At 63.3% G+C, this 15964-nt stretch carries 13 protein-coding genes and 1 riboswitch; of the genes, 6 read left to right on the top strand and 7 right to left on the bottom strand.

Features of this window, described 5'->3' with window-relative positions; all coding sequences use genetic code 11:
• Window positions 1-3 precede the first annotated feature (3 nt).
• From ACTJKL_RS11195 to ACTJKL_RS11180, 4 genes are all read left to right on the top strand, one after another.
• Window positions 4-1740, top strand: a complete 1737-nt coding sequence (locus tag ACTJKL_RS11195; RefSeq protein WP_440852905.1) for an amylo-alpha-1,6-glucosidase — start codon at window positions 4-6, stop codon at window positions 1738-1740.
• Entirely contained in the window at window positions 1722-2756 is a 1035-nt protein-coding gene (locus ACTJKL_RS11190) for a LacI family DNA-binding transcriptional regulator (RefSeq protein ID WP_379939300.1), read from the top strand. Before ACTJKL_RS11195 ends, ACTJKL_RS11190 begins: the two co-directional genes overlap by 19 nt.
• A gap of 121 nt (window positions 2757-2877) precedes the next feature.
• A complete protein-coding gene (locus ACTJKL_RS11185; protein WP_440852904.1) occupies window positions 2878-4890 on the top strand; it encodes a beta-galactosidase in 2013 nt (670 codons plus the stop codon).
• 102 nt (window positions 4891-4992) lie between these two features.
• Window positions 4993-5997 (top strand): serine hydrolase domain-containing protein, encoded by a 1005-nt coding sequence (locus ACTJKL_RS11180; RefSeq protein WP_275599228.1) that lies wholly within the window; start codon window positions 4993-4995, stop codon window positions 5995-5997.
• Window positions 5998-6113: 116 nt separating this feature from the next.
• Here the strand turns inward: ACTJKL_RS11180 and ACTJKL_RS11175 are convergent, their stop codons facing one another.
• Window positions 6114-6773 (bottom strand): peroxiredoxin, encoded by a 660-nt coding sequence (locus tag ACTJKL_RS11175; protein WP_018098374.1) that lies wholly within the window; start codon window positions 6771-6773, stop codon window positions 6114-6116.
• A 213-nt stretch (window positions 6774-6986) separates the two neighbouring features.
• Window positions 6987-7089: riboswitch (TPP riboswitch) on the top strand.
• Window positions 7090-7216: 127 nt separating this feature from the next.
• Here ACTJKL_RS11175 and thiD point away from each other — a divergent pair.
• Window positions 7217-8017, top strand: coding sequence for a bifunctional hydroxymethylpyrimidine kinase/phosphomethylpyrimidine kinase (gene thiD / locus ACTJKL_RS11170; protein WP_440852903.1), 801 nt, complete (start codon window positions 7217-7219; stop codon window positions 8015-8017).
• Window positions 8018-8120: 103 nt separating this feature from the next.
• Window positions 8121-8327, top strand: a complete 207-nt coding sequence (locus tag ACTJKL_RS11165) for a hypothetical protein (protein WP_440852902.1) — start codon at window positions 8121-8123, stop codon at window positions 8325-8327.
• A gap of 48 nt (window positions 8328-8375) precedes the next feature.
• Here ACTJKL_RS11165 and exoP read toward each other — a convergent pair whose 3' ends face one another.
• From exoP to exoL, 6 genes are read right to left on the bottom strand one after another with little or no spacing between them, the layout of a single operon-like run.
• Window positions 8376-10736 (bottom strand): succinoglycan biosynthesis transport protein ExoP, encoded by a 2361-nt coding sequence (exoP, locus tag ACTJKL_RS11160; protein ID WP_440852901.1) that lies wholly within the window; start codon window positions 10734-10736, stop codon window positions 8376-8378.
• Window positions 10737-10790: 54 nt separating this feature from the next.
• A complete protein-coding gene (locus ACTJKL_RS11155; RefSeq protein ID WP_440852900.1) occupies window positions 10791-11696 on the bottom strand; it encodes a UTP--glucose-1-phosphate uridylyltransferase in 906 nt (301 codons plus the stop codon).
• Window positions 11697-11711: 15 nt separating this feature from the next.
• Window positions 11712-12746: a succinoglycan biosynthesis glycosyltransferase ExoO gene (gene exoO / locus ACTJKL_RS11150; RefSeq protein WP_440852899.1), complete on the bottom strand. Its 1035-nt coding sequence runs from the start codon at window positions 12744-12746 to the stop codon at window positions 11712-11714.
• Window positions 12743-13672, bottom strand: coding sequence for a succinoglycan biosynthesis glycosyltransferase ExoM (exoM, locus tag ACTJKL_RS11145; protein ID WP_440852898.1), 930 nt, complete (start codon window positions 13670-13672; stop codon window positions 12743-12745). The genes exoO and exoM overlap by 4 nt, the downstream gene beginning before the upstream one ends.
• Complete coding sequence (exoA, locus tag ACTJKL_RS11140; protein WP_440852897.1) at window positions 13672-14664, bottom strand: succinoglycan biosynthesis glycosyltransferase ExoA; 993 nt, start codon at window positions 14662-14664, stop codon at window positions 13672-13674. The genes exoM and exoA overlap by 1 nt, the downstream gene beginning before the upstream one ends.
• The gene (gene exoL / locus ACTJKL_RS11135) at window positions 14661-15872 is read right to left on the bottom strand and encodes a succinoglycan biosynthesis glycosyltransferase ExoL (protein ID WP_440852896.1); all 1212 of its coding nucleotides are present in this window, start codon (window positions 15870-15872) and stop codon (window positions 14661-14663) included. Before exoL ends, exoA begins: the two co-directional genes overlap by 4 nt.
• Between the last annotated feature and the right edge of the window lie 92 nt (window positions 15873-15964).

Genomic DNA, 15964 nt, shown 5'->3' with positions numbered 1-15964 from the left:
GCGATGCTGTTCGATATCGACCATGTTCCTTTCAGCCGAAAGGGGCGCTTCCTGACGCTGTCGACGATGCGTGTTCCCGGGCGCGACGGCGAGCGTGCGCTTTATCTCAGACGCGTCAGCGGCGGCGACGAGCGTCCTTCGCTTGGACGACTGTGTCGGGTCGAGTTGCTGGACGGGAACGGCCGACCGGCGGCGGCGCGCTTCGAACTGTCGCCGGACCAGCTTGTGGCGCGGACCGGCGAGGGCATCGTCCGCTTCGTCATCGGAGACGGCGAACGCTTGCACATTCGCGGCGAAAATGCAGGCGTGCGTTTCCATGTCGAAGGATCGCGCTACGATTATGTCTACCGCACGCCCGGCGGCGAATACTGTCTCGTGGCAGCAAGCGAGAACGTGAAACTCATTCCGCGGGCCTGTCTCGGTGATCTGGCCGTTTCCGGCAAATGGGACAGGGACCGGTCCACCGACGTTTCCTTCACGCTCTCGGGCGAGGGGACATTCGAGGGCAATGTCGATTTCTTTCGCGCCCTCCCGCCGCCGAAAGGCCCCGGCAGCTTCGAGGAGGCGCATGCAACCGTCGCAGCCGAGTTCGGCGCCTGGTATCGATCGATCCCGGCGGGTGTCCCCGGACAGGAGGAAGCGCAACGGCTCGCGGCCTATCTCCTCTGGGCAAATACCGTGCCGGCCGAAGGCGTGCTGACCCGACCGGCGATCTACATGTCGAAAAACGCCATGATCAACATCTGGAGCTGGGACAATGCCTTCTCGGCACTTGGCGTGGCCGCCTTCGACGAAGAGCTCGCCTTCGACCAGTTCGCAGCGATCTTCGACCATCAGGACGCTTCCGGCCTGCTGCCGGACTACGTGAACGACCGCGAAGCGCTCTTCGCCTTCACCAAGCCCCCGGTTCACGGCTGGGCCGTGTCCTGCCTGGCGCGCGAAAATCCCGCCTTCCTGACGCCGGAGCGACGGGCCTATCTGCGCGATGCGATCGGCAGGCAGGTCTCCTACTGGCTGACCCACGGCCGCGCCGGCGGCGGCGTGCTGCCGAGCTACTTCCACGGCAATGACAGCGGCTGGGACAATGCGAGTTTCTTTGCCGAAGGCGGCCCGGTTCTGTCACCCGACCTTCCGGTCTTCCTCATCCTGGCCTGCGAGGCGCTTGCCAATCTGCTGGAGGACGATCCGGAAAAGGCAGCCCGCTGGCTTCGCACCGCAGACGAACTTCAAGCGCTCCTCGTCGGCACGCTCTGGACCGGCGAGACTTTTGCCGCGCGTCTTGCCGCCGACCCAGAACGAATTCTCCCTGGGGATAGCCTGATCCAGTTCATGCCGCTGCTGCTGGGCTCCCGCTTGCCCGGAACGATGTGCCGCCAGCTCGTCGCCCGGCTGGTGGAAGGCGCATTCATCACCGATTGGGGCCCGGCGACGGAAAGCCCCCGGAGTTCCTATTACGAGGATGATGGGTATTGGCGCGGGCCTATCTGGGCGCCGACGACCTATCTCCTCTGGGACGGACTGCGCCGCCAGGGGGAGCGTGCATTGGCCCGGGAAATCGCGCAGAGGTTCTGTGCACTTGCCAATGCACACGGTATGGCCGAAAACTTCGACGCGCGCTCGGGCAGGGGCCTTCGGGATCGGGCATTCGCCTGGACGTCCGCAGTCTACCTGCTGCTGGCGCAATCCCTCCGCGACAAAACCGGTGAAGAGTTGAAGCCGTCATGCAGCGACCGACCATAAAGACGATAGCGCGGGAGACGGGACTGTCGATTGCGACGGTCTCCAAGGCTCTGAAGCATTCTCCGCAGGTTCGCCCGGAGACGAGGGCCATCGTGCTCGATGCGGCCGAGCGCGTGGGCTACGAGCTCAATCTTCATGGCGTGCAGCTGCGCACCGGCAAGACCTATCAGGTTGCCGCCATAATGACGGCGCCGGGCCCGAAGGAAAACGAATGGGAGGGCGTGGAATATGCGCAGCTCCTCAGCGGTATTTCCTGGGCGCTGGAAGAAAGCCCCTATCGCGTCTCGCTCTACGCCGTGCGCGACTTCGAGGAAAGCCAGGAAACGATCAGGCAGATCGTTTCGATGAAGAAGGCCGACGGCATCATCATTTCGGGCACGCGGGCCGACGATCCGCGTATCCGGTTGATGCAGGAAGCGGAGTTCCCCTTCGTGACCTACGGCATGAGCATCCACAATGCGCCGCACGCCTATGTCGACGCTGACAACGCACAGATGATCCGCCTGTCCATGGCGCGGCTGATCGAGCGTGGCCACAGGCGCATCGCGCTGCTCAATCCGAAAGAGCAGTTCACCTACGGTGTCGTTCGCCTGGAAAGCTATCGCAAAGCGCTCGAAGAGGCAGGCCTGTCCTACGATGCCGCGCTCGTCGCTCATGGTCGGCTGACGCCCGCATTCGGCAGGGAGAATGTGGTGGCCATGTCTGCGCTCGCCGATCCGCCCACCGCCTATATCTGTGCCAACGAAGCCACTGCGCTCGGCGCCTTTTCCGGCTTCCACGCGCGCGGGCTGGTGCATGGGCGTGACGCGGTCATCAATGCGACCGACGACCTGAACGTCAGCCAGTATTTCGCACCGCCGATCACGAGCTACTACCTGCCGATCGGCGAGCCGAGCGCGCTGCTCGGCAAATTCATCCTGCGGCGGATGGAGGGAGAACCACCCGAGGCCCTGCAGACGCTCCTGATGCCGGACCTCATCGAGCGCTCGGACGACCGACTGAGGCCGAAGCTATGAGCGACCAATCCGCCATTGAGGTCGCCGGTTAATATAAACGTTTAAGTTCGCTCCGGCCGTTTCGCGCCTGCTCGCCACGTGCGTCCGCCGCCAATCCAGAAAATCGACAAAGGACTTTACCTTGCACATGCCGCTGACGAGCCCCAATCGCTTCAATTCCGACTTTCGGACGCCTGACAGGCTCGAACTCGGCGTGTGCTACTATCCTGAACAATGGCCGCGCGAGAAATGGGCGGAAGACGCCGGGCGGATGATCGAGCTCGGCCTCTCCTGGGTTCGCATCGGCGAATTCGCCTGGGCGAAGATAGAGCCGCGGTCGGGCGAATTTCATTGGGAATGGCTGGACGAAGCGATCGACGTTCTGGGCAAGGCCGGCCTCAAGGTCATCCTCGGCACGCCGACGGCGGCCCCGCCGAAATGGCTCGTGGACCGCTATCCCGACATTCTGCCGGTGGATGCGACGGGGACGGTGCGTAAATTCGGCGCGCGACGCCACTATTGCTTCTCGAGCCGGCGCTACCGCTCCGAGGCGGCGCGCATCACCGAGGCGATGGCGCGCCGCTATGGCGAACACATCTATGTCCATGCCTGGCAGACGGACAATGAATATGGCGACCACGACACGATCTACAGCTATTCCGCCGAAGCGGTGAGGGCATTCCGCCTGTGGCTGGCCGAACGCTACGGCTCGATCGAGGAACTGAACCGCGCCTGGGGCACGGCGTTCTGGTCGATGAACTACAACAGCTTTGAGGAAATCGATCTGCCGAACAGCCTGGTGGAGGAGCCGAGCCCGACCCACGGTGTTGATTTCATCCGTTTCTCTTCCGATCAGGTAAAGAGCTTCAACAAGGTCCAGGTCGATATTATCCGGGCGCATTCGCCCGGCCGTCCGGTGACGCACAACTTCATGTCGCAGAATACCGATTTCGACCATTACTCCGTCGGCGAGGACATCGACATTGCCTCCTGGGACGTCTACCCGATGGGCGGCCTGCTCAACGGGCGGCTCGCAGCGAAGGACAAGGAGCATTATCTCCGGGTGGGGGATCCCGACCAGCCGGCCTTCAACCACGACCTCTACCGAGCCGTCGGCCGCGGCCGCGTCTGGGTCATGGAGCAGCAGCCGGGGCCTGTGAACTGGGCGGCGCACAACCAGTCGCCGGCCGACGGCATGGTTCGGCTCTGGACCTGGCTCGCCTATGCCCATGGGGTCGACATGGTCTCTTATTTCCGCTGGCGCCAGGCGCCTTTCGCGCAGGAACAGTTTCACGCGGGCCTCCTTCTTCCAAACAGCGAGGCGGATCAGGGCTATCTTGAAGTCGCCGAAGTCGTCGCGGAAATGAAGCGCCTGCCCGGGGGAGAGGTGCGTGGCAAGGCGCAAGTCGCGATCCTTCTCGACTACGAATCGCGCTGGGCGACACGCGTCCTGCCGCAGGGGCGGAGCTATTCCGCTTCGGCGGTTGCGCTCGATTGGTATTCGACGGCGGCGCGTCTGGGCGTCGATGTGGATTTCATAGGCCAGCACTCGGACCTCGACGGATACAAGCTGATCCTCGCGCCGGATCTCGTCATTGCCGAGGAGGCTTTCGTCGAGCGGCTCGCGCGAGCGGACGCCAAGGTGGTCTTCGGCGCGCGCAGCGGCAGCAAGACGAAGGACATGCACATCCCCGAGGGACTGCCGCCGGGATCGCTGGCGAAGCTCATCGATATCAGCGTCTCGCGGGTCGAGTCGCTGCCGGAGTTTCATAGCGAGACCGTTCTCTACGGCAACGAGGCTTATCAGGCGGCCGGCTGGCGCGAGACGGTAAGGACGAACGAGACCGTTCTCGCAAGCTTCGACGGGGAGTATCGCAACGGCGCTCCGGCGCTCGTCGGCAACGACAAGGCACGCTATCTGGCCGTTGCGGCCAACGGCGCATTGCTCGACAAGGTGATCGGCGACGCGCTCGGCTGGGCTGGACTGGAAAGCCTGCCCGACCTCGGCGATCTTCGCGTGACGCGCCGCGGCAATCTCCGTTTCGCCTTCAATTTCGGCCGGACCTCCGCGGAGGTGCCCGCAGGGCCGTCGGCCGAGTTCTACCTGGGGGGCCGCACGCTGAAACCCGTCGATGTTGCGATCTGGAGGGAATGAACCCCGGAGCATCGATGTAGCCGACCTTCAGGCAAGGTCACATCGTCGTGAGCTTGGACTGCACTTGATGACTTGTCGTGCCATTCGCCCTAGGTCGAACGCATGACTATGCTCGTTGTTACGTTCCTTGCGCTCTTCGGTTTCCACTCGGCGGCAGCCGCGCAGGATCAGTCCGTCACCACCTTGCTGACGGCCCTGGCGACCAGAGAAGAGTTGAAACCGCTGAAGACCGTGGTCGTTGCCAGGGACGGGGAGACGATTGCCGAGAAGGGTTATCGCGGCCACACGCCCTCGGAGTCGACCAACATCAAGTCGGCGTCGAAATCGATCGTATCCGCACTTGTGGGCATTGCGATCGACAAGGGTCTGCTCGACGGCCCGGAGCAGAAGATCGCGCCGCTCCTGAAGGAAGACCTCCCGTCGCAGGCCGACCCCCGGATCAACGACATCACCATCGGCAACCTGCTTTCGATGCAAGCGGGACTGGGGCGCATGTCCGGGCCGAATTACGGCCGCTGGGTGTCGAGCCGCAACTGGGTTCGTTTCGCACTGGCACAGCCCTTCGACGACGAGCCCGGAGGTCGGATGCTTTATTCGACCGCCTCGACCCATCTGCTCTCGGCAATACTGACCAAGGTCGGCGGCAAGTCGACACTGGCGCTTGCGCGCGAATGGCTCGGTCCTGTCGAGGGTTTCCGGATCGGCGCCTGGGAGCGGGATCCCCAGGGCATCTATCTCGGGGGCAACCAGATGGCGATGAGCGCGCGATCGCTGCTTGCCTTCGGTGAGCTCTATCGCAACCGCGGCCGCACCGCAGACGGACGGCAGGTCGTCCCGGCCGATTGGGTGGAGCTTTCCTGGCAGCCGCGCACGGCCTCCCGTTTTACCGGCGACGGCTACGGATATGGCTGGTTCACGCGCCGGATCGGCGACGAGGATGTGTATTACGCTTGGGGCTATGGCGGTCAGATGCTCTACATAGTGCCGTCCCTTGACCTGACCGTGGTCATGACGTCGGATGAAAGCGGCCCCTCGGCACGCAACGGCTATCGCGACGCTCTGCACGGGGTTCTGGCGGAGATCATCTCCATCGCCAAAGCGGATTGAGGCAGATGGTTCTGCTCTGTGCGCGTTAAACAACCATGTTAGCAAAAAGCGCCAAGGGCGCGTCGCCCTTGATGAATTGACGCGCCCGATCGACTGACTCTTCGCAGCGGGTTTGCTTAGGCCGTTGGCTGCTTCGTCTTCCGGAGATAGGGAAGCACGGTGTCGAACGACCCGAAACGCTGCACGGCGTCCTCGTTGGAGACGGCGGCCGTGATGATGACGTCCTCGCCCTGCTGCCAGTTCGCGGGTGTTGCCACCTGATGCTTGGCGGTGAGCTGGATCGAGTCGATGGCGCGCAGGATCTCGTTGAAGTTGCGGCCGGTGGTCATCGGATAGGTGAGGATCAGCTTGATCTTCTTGTCGGGGCCGATGACGTAGACCGAACGCACGGTGGCGTTATCCGCAGGCGTCCGGCCCTCGGACGTCTCTCCGGCGCCGGCCGGCAGCATGTCGTAAAGCTTTGCCACCTTCAGATCGCGGTCGCCGATCAGCGGGTAGTCGACCTCGAAGCCGGTCGCGACCTTGATGTCGTTCTTCCACTTGGTGTGACTTTCGACCGGGTCGACCGAAATGCCGATGATCTTGACGCCGCGCTTGCGGAACTCCGGCTCGATGCCGGCCATGGCGCCGAGTTCCGTGGTGCAGACGGGAGTAAAGTTCTTCGGATGGGAGAAAAGGACAGCCCAGCCGTCGCCGATCCATTCATGGAAATTGATCGTGCCCTGCGTTGTCTCGGCGGTGAAATCAGGGGCGGTATCGTTGATGCGCAAACTCATGGCGTGTTCCCTCCTGTACGACGAAATTTTGCTAAGAATAACGCAATCGCCGCCGTTTTCGAGGAGGAAACGAGCGATTGACGGCGGCAGAAGGAATGACCGCATCATAGGTGGCCGGGCTGCGGGTATATTTTTGCCGGCCGGCCTAAAAGCCGGGTCTTACAAGCCTTTGCGCGGGCGCGTTGACATCGCTTTGCCACAACCGCATAGATAGCGCATTCCGAGGGGAGCACCAGACGGTGCTGAGATGGCGTTGAGCCGGACCCTTGAACCTGATCCGGGTCATGCCGGCGTAGGAACGGAAAGAAGGCCGCCAGCGGCAAGTTCGCCTTTTCATCGCCTTTCCTGGATCTCCGTGATGTTCCGTCTGGAGATCGATCGATGACGTCCACTGCCGTACCGCTCGCAAGCATCATCTGCCCTCGTGCGAAGGAGGCCTGGGCATGACGGCGATTGCTCTCACCATCGCCGGCTCGGACTCGGGCGGCGGCGCCGGTATTCAGGCGGACCTCAAGACGTTTTCGGCGCTCGGCGTTTACGGCGCCAGCGTCATCACTGCGATCACGGCCCAGAACACCAGGGGCGTGACGGCCGTCGAGGATGTCTCCGCTGAAATCGTGTCGGCGCAGATGGACGCCGTCTTCTCCGATCTCGACGTGAAGGCCGTCAAGATCGGCATGGTCTCGCGTCGGGAAACGATCGCCGCCATTGCCGATGGATTGCGCCGGTCCGGAAAACGGGCCGTCGTGGATCCGGTCATGGTTGCGACCTCCGGCGACGCGTTGCTTCGGCCGGATGCCGTTACGGCGCTCATCGAAGAGCTGTTGCCGCTGGCGCTCGTCGCCACGCCCAATCTTGCCGAGGCCGCGCTGATGACCGGGCGCGCAATCGCCGAGGACGAGGCGGAGATGGCGCGCCAGGCGGAAGCGATCATGCGGACCGGCGCATATGCGGTTCTGGTCAAGGGCGGGCACTTGAAGGGCCGGGAGGCCACAGACCTCTTCTTCGACGGCGACACTCTTGTCCGCCTTCCCGCCGCGCGGATCGAGACGCGCAACGACCACGGCACCGGCTGCACCCTGTCGGCAGCCATTGCCGCCGGCCTTGCGAAAGGCTTGCCGCTGGTCGAAGCGGTGAGTGCCGCCAAGTCCTATCTGCATGCCGCAATCTCCGCCGCCGACCGCCTGGAGATAGGCCAGGGGCGCGGCCCGGTCCATCATTTCCACCGGTGGTGGGAAGATTGACTGCCGGGTGACGGTTCGGGGAGCTGAAGTGCCTCGCTATCGCCACTGTTGTTCAGCAGCATGACCGCGTCCATGGCTTCGATTGGCGATCGGTTCTCGCGATATGCATTTTCTTACCCGCCGGCTGGAGGCTTTCAACCGTGACGACCTGCCGGATTGGCGGCGGTCGCCTGGCAGGGTGCGGCGTTGTCTTTCGATGCTGCCGTCGCTGGTCGAATATTCGCTTTTCTATGCGCTGGCACTCGTTGCCCTAGCGGCGGTCATCGCGCTAATGGCAGCCGCTTGGATCGTCGATCGCCGCAAGGTCTGACGGCGAAGGGCGAAAAGGCCGCGCACAGGTGGCGCGGCCGCGGTCGCCTCATGCGGCGTTGTTTTCCGTAATCGTATTCTCGACGTAATATTTGCCGTAGCGGTGGCGGTATTTCTCCGCCCCGTCGAAGTCGCTGTATTTGCCGAGTTCGTTCATGTCCGTCTTGTTGAGGATGACGCCCAGCACCTTCGAGTTGATCAATGGTTCCGAATTGAGCAGATCGCGTACGAGCCGCGAAGGCGTCCTTCCCCACTCGACCACGAAGAGAATACCGTCGGCAAGCGGCGCGAAAGCCTTAGCGTCGACGACGGGGGCGAGTGCGGCAAGATCGACGACGACGTAGTCGAAGGCGTTGCGGGCGTTCTCGATGAGGTTCGCCATGGCCGGGGAGGCGAGCAGCTCATTGCTCTGATGCCGCTGATGCGATGCGCCGCCGGCCGGAAGAATTGCGAGCTTGGTGCGCTGGTCCACCTTGATTCCGGCGGGCCAGGTGGCTTCTCCGGTCAGCGTTTCGACGAGCCCGGTGCGCGGGGCGGGCGTGATCATCTGAGTCAGTCCCGGCTTGCGTATGTCGGCATCGATGAGCAGGGTCCGCTTGCCGCTCGCCGCCAGAAGCGCGGCGAAGTTCGCGGCAATGATCGACTTTCCCTCGTCCGGAAGGGCCGATGCAATGGCGATCACGCGGCTTTCGCTGCCGGCGAGCATCTGGTCGCAGGCGAGCTTGGCGTTGCGGAAGGTCTCCGCGAAGGTCGAACGCGGCGCATCGACGACGATGCGCGAAAGTCGTTGGAACGGCATCGTGTCGTCGACAGCTTCGTCGTGTCTTTTCACCGAGCCGAAATGCGCATGGACCAGTTGTGCCTTCTTCTTCATACGCGTTCCGAGCAGCGGAACGTAGCCGAGCGAGCGATGGCCGAGGATCGAGCGGATGTCGCCTTCCAGGCGGAAAGTCCGTTCGCGGAATTCGAGGAAGGCCGCGTAAGCCCCGCCGACCATCATGCCGAGCACGGCGGAGAGCGCGAGAGTCATGGTTTTCTTGGGGCTCGACGGCGACACGGGCACGCCGGCCTCGGAGATGACGCGCGCCTTGGCGATCGGGAAGGATTGCTGCTGCGTCGCCTGTTCGTAGCGGCCGAGATAGGATTCGTAGAGCGTCTTCAGAGCCGCTGCCTTCTGTTCGAGCTCCCTTAATTGAACGAGTTGCTCGCTGGCGTCGGAGGTCTTGCCGGCAATGCCCTGGATGCTCTTCCTGAGCGATGCCTCGCGCGACTGCGCGACCTCGTATTCGTTCTTGTAGCTTGCAGTGAGTTGCTGCAGTTCCTGGTATATCTGCCGCGCGACATCCTCCTGCTCGGCGCGGAGCGATACCGCCTGCGGGTGGTCGGCGCCGAAATTGTCCGAGACTTCCCGCTCGCGCTTGCCGACGGTGAGATAGCGGGTCCTAAGGTCACGGATCACCGAATTGTCACCCTCCTTTGAGGAAATGGTGGCGTTCTTGACCGCGTTCTCCGGTCCCTGGTCGACGATCGACTTGTACTGGTTGTAACGGGCCGACGCACTTGCCGTATCGGCCTGGGCGACGATGAGCTGGCTGTTGAGATCGGCCATCTGCTGCTCGGACATCAGCTCGCCCCGTGCAGCCGTCAGACCGTTCTCGGCCCTGAAATGCGCGACTTCGAGCGCGGCGGCCTGCGAGCGCTGCTGAAGATCCGTAAGCCGTTCCTGCAGCCAGACGGAAGCGCGCTCGGTCGCCTCGAAATTGGCGTTCAACTGATCTGTCAGATAGGCACTTGCGTAACCGCGCGCGATGGTCGCCGCAAGCAAGGGGTCGCTTGAGCGAAAGGCAACGGCCACGACCGAGCTGCGCGAAACACGTTCGACCGCGAGCGATTGCTGTATGATCGCGGCTGCCTTCTGCCGCCGTCCGTTGCGCGCCTGTTCTTCCGTAACGTCGGGACCGCCGGAAAAAAGCCCGGTTGCCGATTTCAACCAGTCCTTGACGACGGCAACGGGCGACTGCGGCGGATTGAGTATCGTATCGTTTTCGTCGAGTTTGAGCTTGTCGACGACGCGCAATGCGAGTTCGCCGGATTTCAGGATCTCGACCGCACTCGCAATCTGCGTGTCGAGCATCTGGCTGTTTACCGGGGTAGGTTCCTCCTCGGCGTATTTGGACAGGTTTTCGTCGAGAAGGATCTGCGTCATCGACGTGTAATAGGGCGTGGCAAACAGGAGATAAGCGACCCCCAGCGCAATGAAGAGCAGGACGAATGCGGCCACGAGCCGGGCACGACGAAAGACTGCGGCGACAAGCCGGTCGAGGTCGATAAAGCCGTCTGACTGGTCTTCGCTGGGCATGATGCTGCTCAATGGAACGCTTCTTTGTTTCATGGGGGCCGTTCTGTTCATCTTCTTCTCCGGTCCTTGTTCCGGCAGTCCCGAAGGACTGCCGGAAGCCGCCGCTTATGCCGCCCGGATGCGGCTTTCGTGAGACAGAACCATGTCGCGGACGGATTCGAAAACGATATCGCCGATGTCCGCACGAGCAAGCGCGAAGGCGACATTGGCTTCGATGAAGCCCTGCTTCGAACCGCAGTCGAAGGTGCGGCCCTCATAGGGATGCGCGTGGAAGGACTGGGATTGCGAAAGCGTCAGCATGCCATCGGTCAACTGGATCTCATTGCCGGCGCCGCGCGTCTGGTGGGCCAGAATCGAGAAGATTTCCGGCTGAAGAATGTAGCGACCATTGAGATAGTAGTTGGACGGCGCCTTTCCTGCGGCGGGCTTTTCGACCATCTCGGTCACGGAGAAACCGTGCCGGACCGTCTCGCCCTTGCCGACGATGCCGTATTTCGATGCTTCCTCGGGGGCGCATTGCTCGACGCCGACGACGTTGCCGCCAACCTCGTTATAGAGATCCATGAGGCCGGCCATGCAACCGCGCGCGCCGAAGGAGACCATGTCGGGCAGCAGAAGCGCGAACGGCTCGTCGCCGATCAGGTCACGCGCACACCATACCGCGTGCCCGAGGCCGAGGGGGGCCTGCTGGCGGGTAAAGCTGACCGAGCCGGCTGCCGGCAACATGGCCTCGAGTTCGGAAATCTGCGCGCTTTTGCCAGAGCGTGAAAGCGACGAGATGAGCTCCGGCGCGTCGTCGAAATGGTCCTCGATCACCTGCTTGTTCCGGCTGGTGACGAAGACGATATGCTCGATTCCGGCCTGGCGGGCCTCGTCCACGGCATATTGAACGACTGGCCGGTCGACGATCGTCAACATCTCCTTGGGCACTGCCTTTGTCGCCGGGAGGAATCTCGTTCCGTTTCCGGCAACCGGGATTACTGCTTTTCTGACGGTCCTGACACGGTCCATTTTATCATCCTTTGCTTATTGGGGGTCGTTGCCCAGCGGGGATCGTTCAGCCGCCGCCGTCATGGGGGCGGCACGGGGGGCCGAATGGGAGGAGGGATGCACGAATCGCGCGGCAAGGCGGCGCAATCGGGCAGCGATCGGCATGCTGAGATGCCGGAGCGCAAGCGGGTCGGCCAGCGCGGTCTTGAGCGCGCCGGCCAACGATCTCTTTTTCAACTGCTCGACGAGGACCAGAAACGAGCGAGCTTCGCGGAAGCCGCGCATGCGCCTGCGCTGCATTTTCTGCGCCGGGCCGTCGAGCGGGTAGCGGCGCAGGAAGGCTTCGTCGGCGGCGATCATCGCGTCTATATGATCGAGCCTCAACACACGCGAGATGGAACCCTCGCGGATATGATAGATATAACCGGCGGACGGCTCGACCGCGCAGCGCCCGCCACAGGCAAGCGCCGATGCCAGCAGGATGTAGTCCTCGCCGATGCGCAGCGTCTCGTCGAATCGAAGCTGCTGGTTTTCCAGAAAGCGGCGCTCGAAGATCGGTTTCATGTAGCCGAAATTGTGCTCGGATCGAAAGAGGACGTTGGATTCGATGAAGGCGGGAAGCGTGAGCTGCGGCAGCCGGGCGAGTTCGGCTTCGGAGAACATCCTGAGACTGCGCCCGTCCAGCGAGACGACGTCGAGATTGTCGACGGCGATCTGCGCCCCGGCGGCGTCCGCTCGTTCGATCATCCGCCTGAGCCGGCCCGCCCGGACCGTGTCGTCCGAATCGAGAACGGCGATCCACCGGCCGCGCGCCGCGCCGATGCCGGCATTGCGCGCGCCGCCTGGACCGCGGTTGCGATCGAGGGCGATCAGGCGGACCCGGGGATCCGGGATTGCCGCCACGAGCGCGGGCGTCGCATCTGCCGAGCGATCGTCGACGACGACGACCTCGACGGTCACGCCTTCCTGCGCCAGTGCGCTTTCGATCGCGCGCACGATCGTATCCGCAGAATTATAGGCCGCCACGACGAATGTGACGTCGGGGACCTTATCGATCGCCGGAGGGTTCATGCCGAGGTCACCTCGCGGGCTCCGTATTGTTCGATTTCCTTCAACCCCAGCAGGCCGCTGATGACGCCGGCATGCAGTACGGCGCGTAGCGCAAAGCGGTTCCGCCTTGCGGCCGAAGGAATGCAGAGGACCGCGGCAACTGCGCAAAAGCCGGACTTTGCGCCGGCAAGGGCGACATTCCAGGCCTGACGCAAGCCATTGGCTTTCTCGGCGAGGAGGCGTCCATGGGTCTGTCCGGAGCGGAAACGACGCTTCGCGAGCCAGGCAAGCGAGGCCCTGTTTTCCGGTACCGGCTCATGCACCCAGGCTTCCGGCGAAAAGGCGATCATTCCGCCGGCGCTGTGCATTCCGGCGAAGAAATCCGTGTCCTCGCCGCCGCTCTTGCCGAGCGAAAGCTTGAAGCGCCGGCCATGGAGCGAGGCCGCATCGCGCCTGAGCAGCGCATTGCAGGTGTATCCGGTCCGGATTTCTCCCTTTACCCAGACCGGCAGTGTCGAGTGGAAATCGCCGTTGCGCATCCAGCCGGGAGCCGTAGGCCCGTAATGCGCCCTGACGGGACCGAGCACGGCGGCGGCTCCCGTGATGCGCGCCGTTTCCAGAAGCCGGATCAGCCAGTCGCCGGAAACGGTCTCGTCGTCATCGAGGAAGGCAAGGAAGTCGCCGGTGCTGTTGTCGAGGCAGCAATTGCGGGCGATCGAGATATTCGAGTGCGGGCAGTGAACGTAGAGGATGTCGAACGGCATCTGCGGCCGAAGCCCTTCGACTAGAGCCCTGGCGCTCGGTTCCGCGTCGTTGTCGGCGACGATGACGCGCAAGCTGGCGCGCTCCGGCACGTTCATCGCAGCCAGCGAGCGAAGCGTTTCGGCAAGCTCCGGCCGGCGGTACGTGCAGACGCCGATGTCGATGTGAAGCGTTTCGTTCGGCATCAGGCCACCCTGCGGCGGAAGTCGAGGAGTTCCCGCCAGAACCCGGCGGACCAGGCAAGGTGCATGACCATGGCTGCAACGGCTGCAAGCGGTCCGTAAGGATTACGCTGGCCGAGCGCCATCCAGACGCCATAGCCGAGGCACGCGGCAGCCCAAACCCCCACCGGCACCACGGCCATCCAGTTGACGATCGCGAGAAGCGCGCCGAAAGCGATGGGTGCCACCGCAAGCGGCAGCATCTGCCTGAGCCCCGGCATTGCCCGGTGCTTGAGGAAGTTCTTTGCCCGGCCGCGGCCGTAGCCGAAATACTGCCAAAACAGCGGGACGAGCTTGGCACGGGGATAGTAGACCATGCTCGTCTTGTCGGTCATCCAGATCCGGTAGCCCGCTTTTCCGAGGCGATAGTCGAGTTCGGCGTCCTCGTTGTGGCTGAAGCTCTCGTCATAGCCTCCGACAGCCTCGAAGGCTTCGATGCGCATCAATGCATGATGACCGTGCTCGGCCCAGTGCCCGACGGCACCGGTGCGGTGCTTCGAGCCGCCATTGCCGAGCTTGGAGTTCTGCGCGAAGGCCGTTGCCTTCTGGAAGGTGCTGAAACCGACGGTCTGCATGGCGACCACGACCGAATCCGCGCCGGTCGCCAGCGCGTCCTCGACAAGCCGCTCGCAATAATCGTCCGGATAGGTCCCGTGGGCGTCGATGCGGATCAGGTAGTCGCTGCCGGCGCCGAGTTCGGCGACGGCGCGATTGATCGCCGCGCTTTGTATGCGCTTCGGATTGTCGAGGAAGAGCACCCGCGGATCCTCAGTGGCAAGGCGACGGGCGATCTCCCGCGTTCCGTCCGTGCTGCCGCCGTCGGCAATGACCACCCGCGCGTTCAAAGGCGTGAGCGACGGACGCAGCTTTTCGATCAGCGCCTCGATATGCGAGGCCTCGTTGAGGCAGGGTATGACGATAAGGCTCGACGTGGACGTCAGTTCATCGGAGCTCATAGAAATCCACCTTCGTTGTGGCTGGAACCGGCCATCGCGACTACGGGAACGGTCTGCGGCGCCTGGAGCGTGAGCGCTGCCAGCTGCCGCACCAGGGTTTCGCAATCCGCCCGGTCGAACACCCAGGATCCCGGATTGCACCGGCTGATACGCTCTGCGGCGTCGGCATAGCGTTTTGGCGTCAGCGAGCCGAGAGTTGTGGCGAGGCTCCCGGCATCGGCTCCCTCGAGAACGAAGCCGATGCTCCGCACGGACAGGAAACGAGCGGTCTCCGTCCCCTTCATGGCGATCGGAATTCGGCCGTGGCGGCAGCCTTCATAAAGCCTGTTCGGCAGCAGCCAGGCAGAATTCTGGCCCTCCTCGAAGAAGTCGATCGCCCAGGTGAAGTGGACCTCGCCATAGATTTCCGCCAGGTCTTCAGGATTGCGATAGGCGCCTTCGAACCGCATGAAGGGCTCGTTGCGAACGAAGCCGTCGAAATCGTCGAATTCGGAATAGGCGGGCCTGCCGCGCAGAACGATCTCGAAGCGGCCCTCCATCTTTCGCGAGAATTCGGCGAGAAGGGCGAGCGACCTGCGGCAGCGCAGTGCTCCGAACCAGCCGATCTTCCAGGGTGCGCCGGGCGGCGGGCATTCGGCCGGTGGGGCCGTCCGCCGCTCGACCGTGCCGTCGATTTCGAGCACCTTGTTTTCCAGAAGCATCGGCGGAGCGCCGATGCCGGAAAGGGGCCGGAAGTAATGCTCGATGAAGGCGGGGGAGCTGGTGATCAACAGGCGCGCATTCTTGCCGAGTTGGCTTTCGGCCGCGCGCAGCATCCGCCCGACGATGTCCTTGCGCAGCATGAGGCGGTGGATATCGAGGCATTCGTAGACGATAGGAATCGTACCGCCGAAGAACGCGACCGCTCTCCTCGCCACGGCAAGCATCTCCAGATTGCGCGCGATGATCACATCCGGCTTGCGGACATGGCCGAGCTGGCGTTGCAGCGACAGGCAGGCGCGAGCGACGACACCGATCCGCTGGGCGAAACGGCCGTCGGCGGTGGTTCCGAGTTCGATCGGCTCGACGCCGTCGATGGCGGCCAGAGGATTGTCGCCGCGGCGGAATCCGGCGAGCGTCACGCGTGCGCCACCCGCGACGAGCGTCAGGGTTCTCCGGCGCACTGCGGGATCGGCAAGATCCTGTGCCAGATAGAGTATCTGCAGCATGAAAACGTCCGTTTTCCTGCCCAGCCCGGGGCTGAGCTTAGTTCAATTCTTTGTGCACTGCAACAAAATGGATAAATTACTCAGTTACCCGC

The sequence above is a fragment of the Sinorhizobium sp. 22678 genome, from assembly GCF_052044265.1.
Lineage (GTDB): Bacteria > Pseudomonadota > Alphaproteobacteria > Rhizobiales > Rhizobiaceae > Sinorhizobium > Sinorhizobium meliloti_A.
This window is presented reverse-complemented; position numbering and strand designations above follow the sequence as displayed.

What these genes read in the sequence shown, in the direction of transcription:
- ACTJKL_RS11180 (WP_275599228.1), top strand. Translation starts at nt 4,993, where the DNA reads ATGACTATGCTCGTTGTTACGTTCCTTGCGCTCTTCGGTTTCCACTCG.
- exoA (WP_440852897.1), bottom strand. Translation starts at nt 14,664, where the DNA reads ATGAGCTCCGATGAACTGACGTCCACGTCGAGCCTTATCGTCATACCC.
- exoL (WP_440852896.1), bottom strand. Translation starts at nt 15,872, where the DNA reads ATGCTGCAGATACTCTATCTGGCACAGGATCTTGCCGATCCCGCAGTG.
- ACTJKL_RS11190 (WP_379939300.1), top strand. Translation starts at nt 1,722, where the DNA reads ATGCAGCGACCGACCATAAAGACGATAGCGCGGGAGACGGGACTGTCG.
- ACTJKL_RS11175 (WP_018098374.1), bottom strand. Translation starts at nt 6,773, where the DNA reads ATGAGTTTGCGCATCAACGATACCGCCCCTGATTTCACCGCCGAGACA.
- ACTJKL_RS11195 (WP_440852905.1), top strand. Translation starts at nt 4, where the DNA reads ATGCTGTTCGATATCGACCATGTTCCTTTCAGCCGAAAGGGGCGCTTC.
- ACTJKL_RS11165 (WP_440852902.1), top strand. Translation starts at nt 8,121, where the DNA reads ATGCATTTTCTTACCCGCCGGCTGGAGGCTTTCAACCGTGACGACCTG.
- exoO (WP_440852899.1), bottom strand. Translation starts at nt 12,746, where the DNA reads ATGAACCCTCCGGCGATCGATAAGGTCCCCGACGTCACATTCGTCGTG.
- exoM (WP_440852898.1), bottom strand. Translation starts at nt 13,672, where the DNA reads ATGCCGAACGAAACGCTTCACATCGACATCGGCGTCTGCACGTACCGC.
- ACTJKL_RS11155 (WP_440852900.1), bottom strand. Translation starts at nt 11,696, where the DNA reads ATGGACCGTGTCAGGACCGTCAGAAAAGCAGTAATCCCGGTTGCCGGA.
- thiD (WP_440852903.1), top strand. Translation starts at nt 7,217, where the DNA reads ATGACGGCGATTGCTCTCACCATCGCCGGCTCGGACTCGGGCGGCGGC.
- exoP (WP_440852901.1), bottom strand. Translation starts at nt 10,736, where the DNA reads ATGAACAGAACGGCCCCCATGAAACAAAGAAGCGTTCCATTGAGCAGC.